The organism is Amycolatopsis methanolica 239 (assembly GCF_000739085.1).
Classification (GTDB): Bacteria; Actinomycetota; Actinomycetes; order Mycobacteriales; family Pseudonocardiaceae; genus Amycolatopsis_E; species Amycolatopsis_E methanolica.
Genome location: NZ_CP009110.1, coordinates 5,974,991 through 5,991,884, shown reverse-complemented (window position 1 = coordinate 5,991,884; position 16,894 = coordinate 5,974,991). Strand labels below are relative to the sequence as shown.

Annotated in this window: 17 protein-coding genes; 14 read left to right on the top strand and 3 right to left on the bottom strand. The window is 71.5% G+C overall.

What is annotated here, in order from left to right; translation table 11 throughout:
• Window positions 1-91: 91 nt before the first annotated feature.
• The gene (locus tag AMETH_RS29110; RefSeq protein WP_017984738.1) at window positions 92-553 is read right to left on the bottom strand and encodes a metallopeptidase family protein; all 462 of its coding nucleotides are present in this window, start codon (window positions 551-553) and stop codon (window positions 92-94) included.
• Between the two features lie 96 nt (window positions 554-649).
• On the opposite strand from AMETH_RS29110, the gene AMETH_RS29105 reads away from it, so the two are divergent.
• The 5 genes from AMETH_RS29105 (at window position 650) to manA (ending at window position 5,034) form a co-directional block, all read left to right on the top strand.
• Window positions 650-1,006, top strand: a complete 357-nt coding sequence (locus tag AMETH_RS29105; RefSeq protein ID WP_081617607.1) for a DUF3499 domain-containing protein — start codon at window positions 650-652, stop codon at window positions 1,004-1,006.
• A gap of 79 nt (window positions 1,007-1,085) precedes the next feature.
• Entirely contained in the window at window positions 1,086-2,441 is a 1,356-nt protein-coding gene (locus AMETH_RS29100; protein WP_017984736.1) for a phosphomannomutase/phosphoglucomutase, read from the top strand.
• 9 nt (window positions 2,442-2,450) lie between these two features.
• Window positions 2,451-2,663 carry a Trm112 family protein gene (locus tag AMETH_RS29095; RefSeq protein ID WP_017984735.1) on the top strand — a complete coding sequence of 71 codons (213 nt, stop codon included), beginning with the start codon at window positions 2,451-2,453 and terminating at the stop codon, window positions 2,661-2,663.
• The gene (locus AMETH_RS29090) at window positions 2,638-3,741 is read left to right on the top strand and encodes a hypothetical protein (protein ID WP_038532485.1); all 1,104 of its coding nucleotides are present in this window, start codon (window positions 2,638-2,640) and stop codon (window positions 3,739-3,741) included. The genes AMETH_RS29095 and AMETH_RS29090 overlap by 26 nt, the downstream gene beginning before the upstream one ends.
• A gap of 69 nt (window positions 3,742-3,810) precedes the next feature.
• Window positions 3,811-5,034: a mannose-6-phosphate isomerase, class I gene (gene manA / locus AMETH_RS29085; RefSeq protein WP_017984733.1), complete on the top strand. Its 1,224-nt coding sequence runs from the start codon at window positions 3,811-3,813 to the stop codon at window positions 5,032-5,034.
• A 411-nt stretch (window positions 5,035-5,445) separates the two neighbouring features.
• On the opposite strand, the gene AMETH_RS29080 is transcribed toward manA, so the two are convergent.
• Window positions 5,446-5,898: an Lrp/AsnC family transcriptional regulator gene (locus AMETH_RS29080; RefSeq protein WP_017984732.1), complete on the bottom strand. Its 453-nt coding sequence runs from the start codon at window positions 5,896-5,898 to the stop codon at window positions 5,446-5,448.
• An 80-nt stretch (window positions 5,899-5,978) separates the two neighbouring features.
• Here AMETH_RS29080 and AMETH_RS29075 point away from each other — a divergent pair, with 80 nt between their 5' ends.
• The 3 genes from AMETH_RS29075 (at window position 5,979) to AMETH_RS29065 (ending at window position 9,025) form a co-directional block, all read left to right on the top strand.
• Window positions 5,979-6,437, top strand: coding sequence for a DUF2000 domain-containing protein (locus tag AMETH_RS29075; RefSeq protein WP_017984731.1), 459 nt, complete (start codon window positions 5,979-5,981; stop codon window positions 6,435-6,437).
• A gap of 57 nt (window positions 6,438-6,494) precedes the next feature.
• Window positions 6,495-7,409 (top strand): cation diffusion facilitator family transporter, encoded by a 915-nt coding sequence (locus tag AMETH_RS29070; RefSeq protein WP_017984730.1) that lies wholly within the window; start codon window positions 6,495-6,497, stop codon window positions 7,407-7,409.
• An 80-nt stretch (window positions 7,410-7,489) separates the two neighbouring features.
• Window positions 7,490-9,025, top strand: coding sequence for an amino acid permease (locus tag AMETH_RS29065; RefSeq protein ID WP_017984729.1), 1,536 nt, complete (start codon window positions 7,490-7,492; stop codon window positions 9,023-9,025).
• A gap of 44 nt (window positions 9,026-9,069) precedes the next feature.
• On the opposite strand, the gene AMETH_RS29060 is transcribed toward AMETH_RS29065, so the two are convergent.
• A complete protein-coding gene (locus AMETH_RS29060; protein WP_051079457.1) occupies window positions 9,070-11,370 on the bottom strand; it encodes a hypothetical protein in 2,301 nt (766 codons plus the stop codon).
• An 86-nt stretch (window positions 11,371-11,456) separates the two neighbouring features.
• On the opposite strand from AMETH_RS29060, the gene ahcY reads away from it, so the two are divergent.
• The 6 genes from ahcY to mtrB all read left to right on the top strand — a co-directional run bounded on the left by ahcY (window position 11,457) and on the right by mtrB (window position 16,844).
• Window positions 11,457-12,929 carry an adenosylhomocysteinase gene (gene ahcY / locus AMETH_RS29055; protein WP_017984727.1) on the top strand — a complete coding sequence of 491 codons (1,473 nt, stop codon included), beginning with the start codon at window positions 11,457-11,459 and terminating at the stop codon, window positions 12,927-12,929.
• Window positions 12,930-12,987: 58 nt separating this feature from the next.
• The gene (locus AMETH_RS29050) at window positions 12,988-13,278 is read left to right on the top strand and encodes a toxin-antitoxin system HicB family antitoxin (RefSeq protein ID WP_017984726.1); all 291 of its coding nucleotides are present in this window, start codon (window positions 12,988-12,990) and stop codon (window positions 13,276-13,278) included.
• Window positions 13,272-13,718 carry a type II toxin-antitoxin system VapC family toxin gene (locus AMETH_RS29045; RefSeq protein ID WP_017984725.1) on the top strand — a complete coding sequence of 149 codons (447 nt, stop codon included), beginning with the start codon at window positions 13,272-13,274 and terminating at the stop codon, window positions 13,716-13,718. Before AMETH_RS29050 ends, AMETH_RS29045 begins: the two co-directional genes overlap by 7 nt.
• Window positions 13,719-13,742: 24 nt before the next feature.
• Window positions 13,743-14,390, top strand: coding sequence for a dTMP kinase (locus tag AMETH_RS29040; RefSeq protein WP_017984724.1), 648 nt, complete (start codon window positions 13,743-13,745; stop codon window positions 14,388-14,390).
• Between the two features lie 74 nt (window positions 14,391-14,464).
• Window positions 14,465-15,142 carry an MtrAB system response regulator MtrA gene (gene mtrA / locus AMETH_RS29035; protein ID WP_017984723.1) on the top strand — a complete coding sequence of 226 codons (678 nt, stop codon included), beginning with the start codon at window positions 14,465-14,467 and terminating at the stop codon, window positions 15,140-15,142.
• 7 nt (window positions 15,143-15,149) lie between these two features.
• The gene (mtrB, locus tag AMETH_RS29030) at window positions 15,150-16,844 is read left to right on the top strand and encodes an MtrAB system histidine kinase MtrB (RefSeq protein WP_017984722.1); all 1,695 of its coding nucleotides are present in this window, start codon (window positions 15,150-15,152) and stop codon (window positions 16,842-16,844) included.
• Window positions 16,845-16,894 lie beyond the last annotated feature (50 nt).

The window sequence follows — 16,894 nt, the reverse complement described above, 5'->3', positions numbered from 1 at the left end:
CGCAGCTGCTGCGCCCACGAGCCGGCCGGTGCCACCGCCATCGGAGAACCAGCCGCCCGGAAACCACTCGCTCCGGGCACCGCCGGGGGAACTACTCGCCGCCCTCGATGATGTCCGGTTCGACGCCCAGGTAGCCCGCCACCTGCTCGACCAGCACGTCGTGCACGAGTTCGGCCAGTTCGCCGGGGTCCTTGGCCCGCGCCTCCAGCGGCCGCCGGTACAGCACGATCCGCGCGCGCGTCGGCAGGCCGGTGCGGTCGACCCCCGCCGGGACCAGGCGGGACAGCGGCACCGCCCCGTCGTGGAGCACCCCGTCGTCCACCGGGCCCCCGGCGCCGCGGATCTCCGGCACGTCGTCGACCGCCACGTCGAGCTTGGTCAGCTGGTCCCGCCACCTGGCCTCGATCGGCTCAAGCGCGTCGAGCACGAGCTGGTCGAACTTCTCCGCGCGGCTGGCCGCGGCCGGCAGGGTCGCCGGGTACAGCGGCCCGCGCAGCCCGCGGCCATGCCGGTCCCGGCGGACACGCCGCCGATGCCGGGAACTTCGAGCCATAGACACATCCGGAAGGTTACGCGTTGGCCTCGGTCGGTGGCCTGCACCGGTGCGCCTGCGCGCACTTGTCAGGGGGAAGCGCTATCGTCCCTGATCGTGTCGAGCGTACGAAAGTGTTCGCGAACGGGGTGCCTGAACCCGGCCGTCGCCACGCTTACCTACGCCTACAGCGATTCGACCGCGGTGGTCGGTCCCCTCGCGACGACGTCCGAGCCGCATTCCTACGACCTGTGCGAGGCGCACGCGCTCCGCCTGACCGCGCCCCGGGGGTGGGAGGTCGTCCGGCACGAGGGCGAGTTCGCCGCCCCGGACCGGTCCGACGACGAGCTCACGGCGCTCGCCGAGGCTGTCCGGGAGGCTGGCCGGTCCGACAAGCCCGCCCCGCCGCCGGAACCGGAGGGCCCCTCCGGCCGCCGCGGCCACCTGCGGGTGCTGCCCGACCCGATCTCGTAGGTCACGCCACATCCGCCCGGCGTTCCCCCGGTAGGCTCTCGGGTATCCGCAGCCCATGGACAACTCTCGGGGAGAGCGCGTGTCAGACCTGTCGGCCATCGTCAAGGCCTACGACATCCGGGGCGTCGTCGGCGAGCAGCTGGACGCCGGCCTCGTACGGGACTTCGGCGCCGCCTTCGCGTTGCTGATCAAGCCGGAGTCGCCGTCGGTGGTGATCGGCCACGACATGCGCGAGTCGTCGCCCGGCCTGGCCGCCGCGTTCGCCGAGGGTGTCACCTCGCAGGGCGTGGACGTCGTGTCGATCGGCCTGTGCAGCACCGACCAGCTCTACTTCGCCTCCGGGTCGCTCAACATGCCCGGCGCGATGTTCACCGCGAGCCACAACCCGGCCAAGTACAACGGCATCAAGCTCTGCCGCGCGGGCGCCGCCCCGGTGGGGCAGGAGTCCGGGCTCGCCGAGATCCGCGACACCGTCGAGCAGGGCGTGCCGGAGTTCGCGGGCCAGCCCGGAAGCGTGACCGAGCGGGACGTCCTCCGCGACTACGCGGCGTACCTGCGCAAGCTGGTCGACCTGTCCGCCAGCCGCCCGCTGAAGATCGCCGTCGACGCGGGCAACGGCATGGGCGGCCACACGGTCCCGACCGTGTTCGAGGGGCTGCCGATCGAGATCGTGCCGATGTACTTCGAGCTCGACGGCACCTTCCCCAACCACGAGGCCAACCCGCTCGACCCGAAGAACCTGGTCGACCTGCAGGCCAAGGTCCGCGAGGTCGGCGCCGACGCGGGCCTGGCCTTCGACGGCGACGCCGACCGCTGCTTCGTGGTCGACGAGAACGGCGACCCGGTGTCGCCGAGCGCGATCACCGCGCTGGTCGCCGTGCGCGAGTTGGCCAAGGACCCGGGCGGCACGATCATCCACAACCTGATCACCTCGCAGGCCGTGCCGGAGATCGTCGCCGAGCACGGCGGCACGCCGGTGCGCACCAGGGTCGGGCACTCGTTCATCAAGCAGGAGATGGCCGCCACCGGCGCGATCTTCGGTGGCGAGCACTCCGCGCACTACTACTTCCGCGACTTCTGGCGCGCCGACACCGGCATGCTGGCCGCGCTGCACGTGCTGGCCGCGCTCGGCGAGCAGGACCGGCCGCTGTCCGAGCTGACCGCCGCGTACTCGCGTTACGCGGCGTCCGGCGAGATCAACTCGACGGTCGACGACCAGGTCGCCAAGCAGCTCGCGGTCAAGGACGCGTTCGCGAGCCGTCCCGGCGTCGAGATCGACGAGATGGACGGCCTGACGGTGAAGCTGCCGGGCAAGGCGTGGTTCAATCTGCGCCCGTCCAACACCGAGCCGCTGCTGCGGCTCAACGTCGAGGCCGCCGACGAGGACGCGGTCCGGGCGCTGACCGACGAAGTCCTTGCGATCGTTCGCAGCTAGGGAGGTTCCATGGCAGTCGCGCTCGATGCCCAGTTGCTGGAGATCCTGGCGTGCCCGTCCGACGACCACGCGCCGCTCCGCCCCGGAACGGCGAGCGACCCGGAGGCCGACGCGTTGACGTGCACCTCCTGTGGTCGCGAGTACCCGGTCCGGGACGGCATCCCGGTGCTGTTGCTCGACGAGGCCACGATTCCGGATGAGTCCCGTGCCGACGGTGCTTGACGACACCCTCCTGGACGACCCCGCGCGCCTGGCGGAGGCCGACACCGCGGGACTGTTGAGGGCGGCGGCGATGGCCGGTGCCCAGGTGCGCTCCACCGCCGAGGTCGCCGCGGACGCCGAGCTGGCCGACCGGCTCGACCTCGGCCGTCCGCGGGCGCTCGTGCTCATCGTCCGTCCCGGGGTGAGCCGGAGCGTCGCGCGTCTGCTGTACGCGCTGCTGGCGCCGGCCTGCCCGGCGCCGGTCGTGGTCAGCGAGGCGGTGCCGCCGTGGATCGGGGCGCTCGACGTCGTCTTCGCGCACACCGACGACCCGTTCGACCGCGAGCTGGCTGCCGGCGTGGAGCGGGCCGCGCGGTACGGGGCGACGGTGGTGCTGTCCGCGCCGAACGAGGGCCCGGTCGCGGCGTCGCTGGCGGGCAAGGGCGTCCAGCTCGTCCCGCGGGTCCCGGTGCCGCCCGAGCTGACCTTCGCCCGCGGCCTCGCCGCCGGGCTGCTCACCGCGAACGCACTCGGCCTGCTGGTCGCCGACGTGCAGTTGCTGGCCGACCAGCTCGACTCCGAGGCCGAGCGCGGCCACCTCGGCCGCGACTCCTTCGCCAACCCCGCCAAGGCGCTCGCCTTGCGGCTCGCCGACCGGATCCCGCTGCTGTGGGGGCTGGACCCGATCGCGGTCGCGGTCGCCCAGCACGCCGGCTACGCGCTGGGCTCGTTCGCCGGGGTAGTCGCCGATATCGCCGACTACCGGCAGGCGATGACCCGTCGCGCTCTGCGTCAGGCCGCGGCGAGCAGCTCCGGCGAGCGGGACATCTTCGCCGACCCCGATTTCGACACCGACCTGCCGAACTACCGGGTGCTGCTGCTCGCGGTGCACAGCGGCCCAGCGGCCGACGCGGCGCGCCACGACGCTTCGCATACGCTTCCCGGGGCCGGAGTGGTCGCCCCAGCGGACGAGATCGTCGGTGACGAGCCCGTGCGCGCCGGGGTGCTCGCGCTACGGTTCGAGCTGGCCGCGGTCTACCTCGGGCTGGCGACCGCCACCACGGGTGGTGGCGGGCACTACGAGCCCGCGTCCGCCTGACGCCGGTTTCGGGCCCGATCCCGCGGGAATCGGGCGAGGGGTTGGAAGAGCCAAGGAGTTGAGAAGACAGTGGAGCTGCTGCGCAATGCGGTGCGGCCCTACGCCTGGGGGTCCCGGACGACCATCCCCGAGCTGCTGGGACGCGAGGTGCCCGCGCCGCACCCGGAGGCGGAGCTGTGGATGGGCGCCCACCCCGGCGACCCGTCGCGCATCGTCGGTCCGGATGGCGACGAGCGCAGCCTGCTGGAACTCGTCGAGGCCGACCCGCTCGGCCAGCTGGGCCGCGAGTGCGCCGAGCACTGGGGCAACCGGCTGCCGTTCCTGCTGAAGATCCTCGCCGTCGAGGAGCCGCTGTCGATGCAGGCGCACCCGTCGGCCGAGCAGTCGGCCGAGGGCTACGCCCGTGAGGAGGCCGCCGGCATCCCGCGGGACGCGCCGAACCGGAACTACCCGGACCCGACCGCGAAGCCCGAACTGGTGTGCGCGCTGACCGAGTTCCACGCGCTGGCGGGCTTCCGCAAGCCGGAGCGGACGGTCGAGCTGCTGCGCGCCATCGAGACCCCCGGTCTGGCGAAGTACACCGAGCTGCTGGCGGCCCAGCCGGATTCCGACGGCCTGCGCGCGTTGTTCACCACGTGGATCACGCTGCCGCAGCCGGTGCTGGACGAGCTGCTGCCCGAGGTGCTCGACGCGTGCGTGCTGCACGTGAAGGACCACGGCGAGTTCGACGTCGAGTGCCGCACGATCCTCGAACTGGGCGAGGCGCACCCGCGGGACGCCGGTGTGCTGGCCGCGCTGCTGCTGAACCGGCTGACGCTGAGCGCGGGCGAGGCGATCTACCTGCCTGCCGGGAACCTGCACCTGTACCTGCACGGCACGGCCGTGGAGATCCTGGCGAACTCGGACAACATCCTGCGCTGCGGGCTCACGCCGAAGCACGTGGACGTGCCCGAGCTGCTCCGCGTCGTCGACTTCACGTGCGCGGACATGCCGATCCTGCGTGGCGAGCCGTCCGCGTGCGGCGAGGTGTACACGACCGACGCGCCGGAGTTCGAGCTGTCCCGGTGCGAGTGGGACGCCGGGGAGACCGGTTCGCTGCGCGTCGACAACGGTAAGCCGCAGATCCTGCTGTGCACGCAGGGTTCGGTGCGGATCAAGGCGGAGAGCGGCCAGGAGATCGAGCTGCGCCGCGGGCAGTCGGTGTGGGTGCCGGCTTCGGACCCGGCGGTCGCCGTGCACCCCGCGGAGAGCGGCCGGACGCAGTTGTTCCGCGCCACCTCGGGCTGCCTGTAGCGATGATCCCGGCGCACCGGAACGGTCCTACTGGCAGGACCGATTCCGACCGGACCGGAAGGTCCGCTGGCCGCGCACTTCTGGCCGGTTGTGCACGCCGGACGGACGCACTAGCGGTTCACCTCACCGCCCTGTCCGGCCGGCAGCGGGCCACACCGTCGCCGTGCGCGGGCTGACCGTGTGCTAGTGCTCGCCCGCATCACCACGGACGAGGCTGACTGCCGCGCGACCTCATCGTACTCGTGCGGGGCCGCGTCGATGGCTGTGGCTGGCGGCCACCGACGGCCCGTTCGCGACCGGCTCCGGTCCGCTGGTCACCGGAACCACCCTGGCGCTGATCATGGCGATGACCGGTCGCACGGCGTACTGCGACGAGCTCGACGGCGACGGGGTGGCTCTGCTCCGCGACCGCTAGGCCGGGTCGATCACACGGCTGCGGATGTGCTCGTAGACCACGCTCGTCCGCACGTCGGCCACTTCCTTGCGCTGCGTGAGGCGGTCGATGACGAACGCGTACAGGGCGTCGTTGTCCGGCACCGCCACGTGCACGAGGAAGTCCTCGCCGCCGGAGACCACGAACACGCCCAGCGTCTCGGGCAGCAGGGTCACCCATTCCCGGAAGGCATCGATGACCGGCCGGGACGGCGGGCGCACCCGGACGGCGATCAGCGCCTGCACCGGGCGGCCGATCTCGGCCAGGTCGAGGTCGACGTTGTAGCCGCGGATCACGCCGCGTTCCCGCAGGGCCCGGACGCGCTCCAGCGACGTGGATGGCGAAACCCCGGTCGCGGCGGCCAGCTCGCGGTTGGTGCGCCGTCCGTCGCGCTGCAGTTCCCGCAGCAACGCCTGATCAAGTTCGTCCAAGCGGGCCAAAACGGGCCTCCCGTCGAATTAAGTTCGGACTTGCTGGCTGACTCGCACATCTTTGCCTAGCTTGTGCGCTCGTGACCACAGATCATCAGGTTGAAGTCCAGCTCGACGCCACCACCCGCACCGCGACGGTCAAGTGGGTGATCATCGCCGACCCGTCCATCGGGCCGGGTCTCGTCGCGAACGCCACCTCGTGCCTCGGCGCCGCGGTCGGCAAGGTCCTGCCCGCGCTGGTCGGCCCCCAGGTCGAGGACGCCTCCGCCCGCACGCACGCGGGGCTGCCGTGGACCGGCTGCTCGATCCTGGCCGCCGACGCGGCGAAGCTGCTGCAGATCCGCACGAAGGCCGCCAACCGCGAGGGGATCTTCGTCGCCGACATGTCCAAGCACGCGCAGGCCAGCCGTTCCTACGCGGAGTACACCGAGGCGATGGCGGGTACCGACGAGGAGGCCTTCGAGTACTACGCCGTGAGCCTGGTGGGGCCGCGGAACAAGATCGACAAACTGGTCGGCGGACTCCCACTGCTGCGCTGAGGCGGGAAGCTCTAGGCTCATCCCCGACAAACGGGTAGCACTCAGCAGGGGGTCAGCGTGTCGGCAAGTGGCGGAACCAAGGCGATCCTCGCGGCACTCACCGCGAACGCCGGGATCGCGGTGGCGAAGTTCGCCGGGTTCCTGATCACGGGGTCGTCGTCCATGCTCGCCGAGTCGGTGCACTCGGTCGCCGACACGTCCAACCAGGGCCTCCTCCTGCTCGGCCAGCGCCAGGCGCGGCGGCGGGCCACCCGGGAACACCCGTTCGGCTTCGGCCGGGAGCGGTACTTCTGGTCGTTCGTGGTCGCGCTGATGCTGTTCACCCTCGGCTCGGTGTTCGCGCTCTACGAGGGCATCCACAAGATCGAGCACCCGGAGCCGTTGACCAGCCCGCTGGTCGCGGTCGGCATCCTGGTCGTGGCGATCGGCCTGGAGACCTACTCGTTCGTCACGGCCATCGGGGAGTCGCGCAAGATCAAGGGCGATGCGACGTGGTGGCAGTTCATCCGCCAGTCGCGCACGCCGGAGTTGCCGGTCGTGCTGCTGGAGGACACCGGCGCGCTGCTCGGCCTGGTCTTCGCGTTGATCGGCGTCGGGCTGTCCGAGGTGACCGGCGAGCCGGTGTGGGACGGCATCGGCACCGTGATGATCGGTGTCCTGCTCGGCATCATCGCGATCATCCTGATCGTCGAGATGAAGAGCCTGCTGATCGGCGAGGGCGCCACCGACCGCGAGCTGGACAGCATCTGCGCGGCCCTGACCGGCGGCCGCGTCGACCGCGTGATCCACATCCGCACCCAGTACCTAGGCCCGGACGAGCTGCTGGTCGCCGCGAAGCTCGCTCTCGCCCCGCGCCTGGAGCTGTCCGAAGTGGCTGGCGAGATCGACGCGGCCGAGGCCAGGGTGCGCGAGCGGGTGCCGTCCGCGCGGCTGATCTACCTGGAGCCGGACCTGGACCGTCAGCTCGTCTGACCTCCGATTCGCTCGCCTCACCCGTTCGCGTTAGGGTGACCAACCGGACCTGAGACCCAGGACACCGGGAGGAGACACCCTTGCCAGGTAACGGGCTGTGGCGCACGAAGTCGATCGAGCAGTCCATTAAGGACACCGACGAGCCGGACACCAGGTTGCGGCGCAACCTGTCCGCGTGGGACCTGACGGTGTTCGGGGTCGCGGTCGTGATCGGCGCCGGTATCTTCACGCTGACCGCGCGCACGGCGGGCGACTACGCCGGACCGTCGGTGTCGCTGGCGTTCGTGTTCGCCGCGATCGCGTGTGGTCTCGCCGCGCTGTGCTATGCCGAGTTCGCCTCGACGGTGCCGGTCGCCGGGAGCGCGTACACGTTCTCGTACGCGACGTTCGGCGAGTTCATGGCCTGGATCATCGGCTGGGACCTGGTTCTGGAGCTCGCCGTCGGCGCGGCCGCGGTGTCCAAGGGCTGGTCCGTGTACCTGGAGACGGTGCTGGGCTACATCTTCGGCGACGGCGCGAAGACGACATTCGACATCGGCGGCGTCATCGTCGACTGGGGCGCGTTGATCCTGGTGCTCGCGCTGGCCCTGGTGCTGACGATCGGCACCAAGCTGTCGTCCCGGGTGTCCATGGTGATCACCGCGATCAAGGTCGGCATCGTGCTGTTCGTGATCGTGCTCGGCCTGTTCTACGTCAAGGGCGCCAACTACTCGCCCTACATCCCGCCGGGTGCGCCTGCGTCCAGCGGTGAGTCGGGCGTCGACCAGTCGCTGTTCTCGGTCATCGCGGGCGGGGCGAGCAGCTCGTTCGGCCTGTTCGGTCTGCTGGCAGGCGCCTCGCTGGTGTTCTTCGCGTTCATCGGGTTCGACATCGTGGCCACCACGGCGGAGGAGACGAAGAACCCGCAGCGCTCGGTGCCGCGCGGCATCTTCGGCTCGCTGGCGATCGTCACCGTGCTGTACGTGGCGGTGTCGCTCGTGGTCGTCGGCATGGTGCCCTACACCGACCTGGCCACCGACGCGGGCGACGGCAGCCACAAGACCCTGGCGACCGCGTTCGCCGCGAACGGCGTCAACTGGGCGGCGAACGTCATCTCGGTCGGCGCGCTGGCCGGCCTGACCACCGTGGTGATGGTGCTGATGCTCGGCCAGGTCCGGGTGCTGTACGCGATGTCGCGCGACGGTCTGCTGCCGCGCTCGCTGGCCCGCACGAGCGAGCGGGGCACCCCGGCGCGCGCGACCATGCTGGTCGGCCTGCTGGTCGCGGTGGCGGCCACGTTCTTCCCGGCGGACAAGCTGGAGGAGATGGTCAACGTCGGCACGCTGTTCGCGTTCGTGCTGGTGTCGGCGGGTGTGCTGGTGCTGCGCCGGACGCGGCCGGACCTGCCGCGGGCGTTCCGGGTGCCGTGGGTGCCGGTGGTGCCGATCCTCGCGATCCTGGCGTGCCTGTGGCTGATGCTGAACCTGACGGTGCTGACCTGGCTGAGGTTCCTGGCCTGGATGGTGCTCGGCGTGGTCATCTACTTCGCCTACAGCCGACGCCACTCGCTGCTCGGCAAACGCGGCGCGACCGAATCGCCTGTGCCGGTGGAAGGTGCCGACCCGACGAAGCCTTGAGACACGAAAAGGCCCCCTCGCCGAGGGGGCCTTTTCGTGTGCGCTCAGCGAGCCATGTTCAGGTGGAATCGGGGGAGGTCGGGGAACAGGGGAACCTGCTCGGCCTCCCCGCGGGCCGGTTTGCCCGGTGTCTCCAGGCCTGCCGCGATGGCCACCGCCTGGTCCCATTCCGGGTCCACCAGGTAGTCCGCGTGCCCGAGCACCCCGGCCGCCCAGCGCCGGGCGCCGGACGGTGGGTGGACCGGATCGGGCAGCCAGTGGTCCCCGCCCAGGACGAGCGCGCCGGTCGCGCCCGCCGCGGCCGGCGGCAGCGCGCCCCAGCCTCCGCCCGGCAGGTAGCCCTCGCCGGTCAGCTTGTCGCCGTCGACCTGGTGCCGCCAGGTGGTCACGCCGCCGCCGAAGATGTCCGTGCCACGCGCCAGCCCGCGCCACCGCCCGTCCAGCGATCCGTACAGCGTGGCGAGCGCGGCGTGCGGCAGCACCGCTGGGAACGCCCGCTGGTACCCCCACTGCAGCGGTGACCCGGCGCTGAGCAGGCCCACCCGTTCCCGGTCCGCCGGCGACACCGTGTGCACGAGCCGCGCGGCCGCGATCACCGCCAGCACGCTGCCCAGCTTCTCCCCGCCCAGTACGACGCGCGTGTTCGGCTCGGCCAGGTGTTCCTTCGCGCGGGCCGCGAGGTCGGGCACCACCTTCAGCGCGTAGCACGGCGGGATCGCCGGGTGCGCCGCTCGCGGCCAGAAGCACACGAGGTCGGCCAGCGCGCCCAGGTGACGGTTGCGTCCTGGCTTCGTCGCGGCGGTGTAGACCACCCGCAGCAACCCGACGGCCAGCACGCCCAGCCCGAACACCCCGGCCGCGGACAGCGGGTCGAGCCAGCCGGGGAACGTGCCGAAGCCGTACCAGGCGACCAGCAGCGCGGCCGCACCGAGCGACAGACCCGCGATCACGCCCAGCGCGAGGTGGTGCAGGTGCCGCCGTTCCCAGGCCGACCGGGCCCACGCGGCAGCCGCGGCCTGCTGGTCCGCCGGAGATTGCAGCATCCGCACGACTCCGGGAATCCCGCGCGACCGCCGCCGCAGGGGAACGGCTACCGCGAACCCGAGCACGCCCAGCACGATCGCCAGCACCAGACCGCCGCCCCACAGCGCGGTCACCAGCCGGTAGCTGTCTGGCAGCCGCAGGTCGCTCGCGCCGGCCAGCCGCCGCAGCCCGGTCGCCAGCCCCGCGCCGAACCCGCCGCCGAGCAGCGCCGCGAGCGCCAGCGCCGGCGCGGCCGCCCAGCCACCGGCCCACGGCCGCAGCCGCTTCGGCAGCTCGCGCCAGGTCCGTCGCGCCAGCAGGGCCGCCGGGACCAGCAGCAACGCGAACACCAGCCACGCGCCGAGCAGTGCCGCGCCGACGCCTTCCACGGTGGCGTCCGATCCGGTGGGCACGGCGCCGCGCACCCCGACCGCGACCAGGAGCGCCACCGCCACCCACAGCAGCCCGCCGCGCGCCCACCGCGGCAGGTCCCGCACCCCGGACGCCGACGTGACGAGCGCGACCCCGGCGAGCACCAGCGAGGCGGCCCACAGCAGCCGCCCGAAGACGTCGCCGGGCACGTGCAGCGGCCCGCCGACGGCGAGCAGCGCGATGGTGCTCAGCGCCGCGAGGGTGTGCACGCAGCGCAGCACGGGCGAGTCGGTGTCGCCGCGCAGCGCGTCACCGGGCAGCGTGTCCCCTGGCGGCGGCGGGGTGTGCGCCTGGACGGTCCAGTTCGTGCCGGACACCCGGAACAACACGAGGACCACCAGTGCGGCAGGCAGCAGCCCCGTGGTCAGGCGGATCTGCTCGACGTCGCGCAGCCATTCCGGCAGCCACGTCAGGCAGCGGCGGCCGGGCGCCAGGCACTGCGCGGTGAACAGGTCCAGCGTGACGACCGCGACCTGCGCGACGAGCAGCATCGTGAGCAGCAGTGCGGCGATCCGCAGCACGCCCCGGCACAGCCCGCCGAGCACGGCCGCCGCGCGGCTGCCGTCCGGCACCGGCGGCAGCATCCAGTGCGCCACGTTGGCCAGCGAGAACGGGAACAGCAGCGCCCACGCCGCTTTGGTGGCGCCCCCGGAGGTCATCCCGCTCCACAGGTAGCCCTCGAGCGTGCGGGGGACCGAGCGGCCGAGCGCCTGCAGCACCGGACCGGGCGCCGGGCGCCGCAGCCGGTCCGACGGGCGGATCACCCGGCCGACACCGTCCCCGGCGACTTCCACCGTGCCGGCCGCGTCCAGCAGCTCTTCGCCGCTGGTGCCGGAAAGGCCCGGCACGCGTAGTTCGACCACTCGGGTGTCGGGACCAGGAAGCGGCACGTCGGCTGTCTCCTTTTCCGGGTGTTCCGCGATGAACGGACAACGGTACTGTTCAGGTGGAGTCGATCGTTGGAGGAAATGCCGCTATGACCCCCGAAAGCGTTGCGAAGTGGCACGACACCCGCAACGGGGTGGAATTCGCCGTCGCGGATCTGGAGCTGGCCGAGTTCGGCCGCAAGGAGATCCGGCTGGCCGAGCACGAGATGCCGGGGCTGATGGCGCTGCGCCGCGAGTACGCGGAGGTGAACCCGCTGCGCGGTGCGCGGGTGTCGGGTTCGCTGCACATGACGGTGCAGACGGCGGTGCTGATCGAGACGCTGGTCTCGCTCGGCGCCGAGGTGCGCTGGGCGTCGTGCAACATCTTCTCCACGCAGGACCACGCGGCGGCCGCGGTCGTGGTGGGCCCGCACGGGACTCCGGAGGCGCCGCAGGGGGTGCCGGTGTTCGCCTGGAAGGGCGAGTCGCTGGAGGAGTACTGGTGGTGCACCGAGCGGATGCTGACCTGGGACGGCGAGGGTCCGAACATGATCCTCGACGACGGTGGCGACGCGACGCTGCTGGTGCACAAGGGCACCCAGTACGAGGCGGCCGGGGTGGTGCCGCAGCCCGACGACAACGACTCCGACGAGTGGAAGGTCGTGCTGGAGCTGCTGCGGGCGTCGCTCGCCGCGGACGGGCAGAAGTGGACCCGGATCGGCCAGGGCGTGCGCGGGGTGACCGAGGAGACCACCACGGGTGTGCTGCGGCTCTACCAGCTGGCGGCGGCGGGTGAGTTGCTGTTCCCGGCGATCAACGTCAACGACTCGGTGACCAAGTCGAAGTTCGACAACCGCTACGGCATCCGGCACTCGCTGATCGACGGCATCAACCGCGGCACCGACGTGCTGATCGGTGGCAAGGTCGCGGTGGTCTGCGGTTACGGCGACGTGGGCAAGGGTGCGGCGGAGTCGCTGTCCGGCCAGGGCGCGCGGGTGATCGTGACCGAGATCGACCCGATCTGCGCGCTGCAGGCGGCGATGGACGGCTACCAGGTCAAGACGCTGGAGTCGGCGCTGCCCGAGGCCGACATCGTGATCACCACGACCGGGAACAAGGACGTGGTGATGGCCGAGCACATGGCCCGGATGAAGCACCAGACGATCGTGGGCAACATCGGCCACTTCGACAACGAGATCGACATGGCCGGGCTCGCCCGCTACCCGGGCATCCGCCGCATCAACATCAAGCCGCAGGTCGACGAGTGGGTCTTCCCGGACGGCCACAGCGTGCTGGTGCTGTCCGAGGGCCGGCTGCTGAACCTGGGCAACGCGACCGGGCACCCCAGCTTCGTGATGTCGAACTCCTTCTCCAACCAGGTCATCGCGCAGATCGAGCTGTTCACCAAGCACGAGGAGTACGACAAGGAGGTGTACCGCCTGCCGAAGAAGCTGGACGAGAAGGTGGCGCGCATCCACCTCCAAGCCCTCGGCGGCGAGCTGACCAAGCTGACGAAGGAGCAGGCCGAGTACATCGACGTCGACGTCGAGGGCCCGTTCAAGTCGGAGCACTACCGCTACTGAGCGCACCCTGCCGCGCCGAGGTGCTATCATCGATGTCCGCCTGTGATAGCATCTCGGTGTGAAGCAGCAACTGATCCTCCGGATCGATCGCGAGTTGCACGCCAGGCTCAAGGCCAGGGCTGAGGCCGAGGGGCGGAGCGTCAACGACTTGGCGACCGAGTGGCTGCGTGCCGGTGTCGGACACGACGAGACCCCGCGCGAGTGGCACGAGCGTCTCCTGGCCGACGGCAAGCTCGTCACCTTCGAGCCGGACGGCCCCGCGCCCGGGCACGACGAGCTCGACCGCGTGTCGGCGGGCTGGGGAACCTCGGTGAGCGAGGCCCTGGACTGGACGCGTGGCGAGTGGTGACCGCGCTGTACGCCGACACCAGCGCGGTTGTCGGCGCCTTCTTGGCGGACGAGCCCGGCCACGCCGACCTGCGTGAGCTGCTCCTGTCCGGCCGTCACCGGGTGCTCACCAGCGAACTCACCCGCGTCGAGTTCGCGAGCGCCATGACGGCTGCCAAGCGCACGGGTCGCATCCCCGACGGGAGGCAGTTCCTGAACCAGTTCGACGAGGACGCCCGGACCGGGTTGCTGGGCGTGATTCCGCTGGTCGCGTCGAGGATCCTGCCCGCCGCGCGGCGGCTCGTGATGGACAACCACCCGTTGCGGACCCTGGATGCCATCCACCTCGCGGTCGCCCTCAACGACACCGCGGCCCTCACCGATGGTGAGCCGATCGTGATGGTCACCCGCGACCAGCGGCAGGCCGACGTCGCCAAGGCGCACGGCCTCGAAGTGCGCTGACCACCGCCGGATAGCCTGAGCCCCGTGGGAAACCTGGTGGTCATCGAGGGGCTCGACGGTGCGGGCAAGCGCACCCTGACCGACGGCCTCACCAAGGCGCTGCACGACCAGGGCCGCACGGTCACCACGCTCGCCTTCCCCCGCTACGGCCGCAGCGTGCACGCCGACCTCATCCACGAGGGCCTGCACCGCCGCCACGGCGACCTCACCGACTCCGTCTACGGCATGGGCCTGCTCTACGCCCTCGACCGTCGCGAGGCCGCGCCCGAGATCCGCGCCGGCCTCGACACCCACGACGTCGTCCTGCTCGACCGGTACGTCGCCTCCAACGCCGCCTACGGCGCGGCCCGCCTGCGGCAGCACGCCGACGGCGAGTTCGTCCGCTGGGTCCGCGAGATCGAGATCGACCGCTTCGGCCTGCCGCTGCCGGACGCGCAGATCCTGCTGCGTGTCCCGCCCGCCGTCGCCGCCCGGCGGGCCGAGCAACGCGCCTCGACCGACGCCGCCCGGGCCAAGGACGCGTTCGAGTCCGACGACGACCTTCAGGCCCGCTGCGCGGCCGTCTACGACGAGCTCGCCGCCGCGTCCTGGTTGTCCGGATGGCACGTCGTGGACGGCGCGGCGGGGGTCGACCACGCCGCCCTCGTCACCCGGCTGGTCCATCCGGGCTAACCGGTGTGCTCAGTTCGTGACGTCTTCGCAGGGTCGGACGTCACGAACGGTCTCCGTAGTGCGAATATGTGGTCATGAAGGCACGTGTGTTGGTCGTCGACGACGACCCCGCTCTCGCGGAGATGCTCACCATCGTGCTGCGCGGCGAGGGGTTCGACACCGCGGTGGTGGCGGACGGCTCCCGGGCGCTTCCCGCCCTGCGGGAGCTGAAACCCGATCTCGTGCTGCTCGACCTGATGCTCCCCGGCATGAACGGCATCGACGTCTGCAAGGCGATCCGGGCCGAGTCGGGCGTGCCGATCGTCATGCTCACCGCGAAGAGCGACACGGTCGACATCGTGCTGGGCCTGGAGTCCGGCGCCGACGACTACGTCGTCAAGCCGTTCAAGCCGAAGGAGCTGGTCGCCCGGGTGCGCGCCCGGCTGCGGCGCACGGAGGCCGAGCCGGCCGAGACGCTGACGATCGGTGACCTGACCATCGACGTGCCAGGTCACGAGGTGACCCGGGAAGGCAAGGCCATCCCGCTCACCCCGCTGGAGTTCGACCTGCTGGTCGCCCTGGCCCGCAAGCCCCGCCAGGTGTTCACCCGCGAGGTCCTGCTCGAGCAGGTCTGGGGCTACCGGCACGCGGCCGACACCCGCCTGGTCAACGTGCACGTGCAGCGGCTGCGCTCGAAGGTCGAGAAGGACCCCGAGCACCCCGAGGTCGTCCTGACCGTGCGCGGCGTCGGGTACAAGGCGGGCCCGCCGTAACAGACACATGAAGCGAAGAGTCCTGGCCTTCGTCTGCGCGGTGCTGCGACTGGCCCCCCGCGCGGGCGCCTACGCCCGCGGCCGCGCGGTCGCGTTCGGCGTGCTGTGGCGGCGGTCGCTGCAGTTCAAGGTGACCGTGTCGACGCTCGCCCTGTCGTCGGCGGTCGGTCTCGTGCTGGGCATGGTGCTGCAGAACCAGATCACCCAGCGCCTCACCGACACCAAGCGGCAGGCCGCCGTCGCGCAGACCCTGCAGGTCGTGCGCACGGCGGAGAACGAGCTGGTCGGCATCAGCGACCAGGACGCGCTGGCCGACCGGCTGCAGAACGCGCTGAAGAAGATCACCAGCAGCTCGTCGGAGGACCAGGGCACGGCGGCGTCGGCGGCGGGCGCGTTCGAGCCGGTGCTGACCGCGGGCGGGGAGGACTCGACCGATTCGGCCGGGCCGATCACCAAGGTGCCGGACGGCCTGCAGCGGTTCGTTGAGAACAACCAGGTCGCCTGGCAGATCAACACCGACACCGACGCGGACGGCACCCGCACGACGCACCTGATCGTCGGTGCGCCGGTCACCAGCACCGGCCGCCCGATCCAGCTGTATCTGCTGTTCCCGATGACCGCGGAGCAGAACACCGTCCAGACGGTGCAGAACACGCTGCTGGTCGGCGGTCTGGTGCTGCTCGTGCTGCTGGCCGGTATCGCGAACCTGGTCACCCGGCAGGTCGTGCGCCCGGTCCGGCAGGCCGCGGCGGCCGCCGCCCGGTTCGCGGGCGGTGAGCTGGACGAACGTCTGCCGGTGACGGGTGAGGACGACCTGTCGAAGCTCGCCGTGTCCTACAACGAGATGGCGGCGAGCATCCAGCACCAGATCCGGCAGCTGGAGGAGTTCGGCACGCTGCAGCGCCGGTTCACCTCGGACGTGTCGCACGAGCTGCGGACCCCGTTGACGACGGTGCGGATGGCGGCGGACGTGCTGCACGCGTCGCGTGAGCAGTTCCCCGCCGGGCTGGCCCGCTCCACCGAGTTGCTGGTCGACGAGCTGGACCGGTTCGAGGCGCTGCTTGGCGACCTGCTGGAGATCAGCAGGCTGGACGCCGGGGTCGAGGAGCTGGCCGCGGAGTTCATCGACGTGTCGTCGATCGCGCGGCGCGCGGTGGAGCAGGTGCGGGTGATCGCGGGCAACGCGGAAACCGAGATCGAGCTGGAGCTGCCCGAGGAGGAGACGCTCGCCGAGATCGACGCGCGCCGCGTCGAGCGGATCCTGCGCAACCTGCTGGCCAACGCGGTGGACCACAGCGAGGGCAACCCGGTGCGGCTGACGCTGGCGGCGAACGAGCACGCGGTCGCGATCACGGTCCGGGACCACGGCGTCGGCCTCCGGCCAGGGGAGGCCGACCTGGTGTTCAACCGGTTCTGGCGCGCGGACCCGTCTCGCAACCGCCGCACCGGCGGCACCGGACTGGGGCTGGCGATCAGCCACGAGGACGCCCGCCTGCACGGCGGCCAGCTGGAGGCGTGGGGCGCGCCAGGGCACGGCGCGTGCTTCCGGCTGACGCTGCCGCGCAAGCAGGACGAGCCCTTCGAGGAGAGCCCGCTGCCCCTGGTCCCGGACGACGCCCCGGCGACCAACGGGCACCTGCAGATCGGCCTGCCGACCGAGTACACGATCACGATCGGCGAGATGCGCAAGGAGGACGCATGAGTGAGCTGCCCGCGACGCCGCTCAAGCGGCCCAGCCCGCGGTTCGATGCG

What these genes read in the sequence shown, in the direction of transcription:
- AMETH_RS29110 (WP_017984738.1), bottom strand. Translation starts at nt 553, where the DNA reads ATGGCTCGAAGTTCCCGGCATCGGCGGCGTGTCCGCCGGGACCGGCAT.
- AMETH_RS29095 (WP_017984735.1), top strand. Translation starts at nt 2,451, where the DNA reads ATGGCAGTCGCGCTCGATGCCCAGTTGCTGGAGATCCTGGCGTGCCCG.
- AMETH_RS29090 (WP_038532485.1), top strand. Translation starts at nt 2,638, where the DNA reads ATGAGTCCCGTGCCGACGGTGCTTGACGACACCCTCCTGGACGACCCC.
- ahcY (WP_017984727.1), top strand. Translation starts at nt 11,457, where the DNA reads ATGACCCCCGAAAGCGTTGCGAAGTGGCACGACACCCGCAACGGGGTG.
- mtrA (WP_017984723.1), top strand. Translation starts at nt 14,465, where the DNA reads ATGAAGGCACGTGTGTTGGTCGTCGACGACGACCCCGCTCTCGCGGAG.
- mtrB (WP_017984722.1), top strand. Translation starts at nt 15,150, where the DNA reads ATGAAGCGAAGAGTCCTGGCCTTCGTCTGCGCGGTGCTGCGACTGGCC.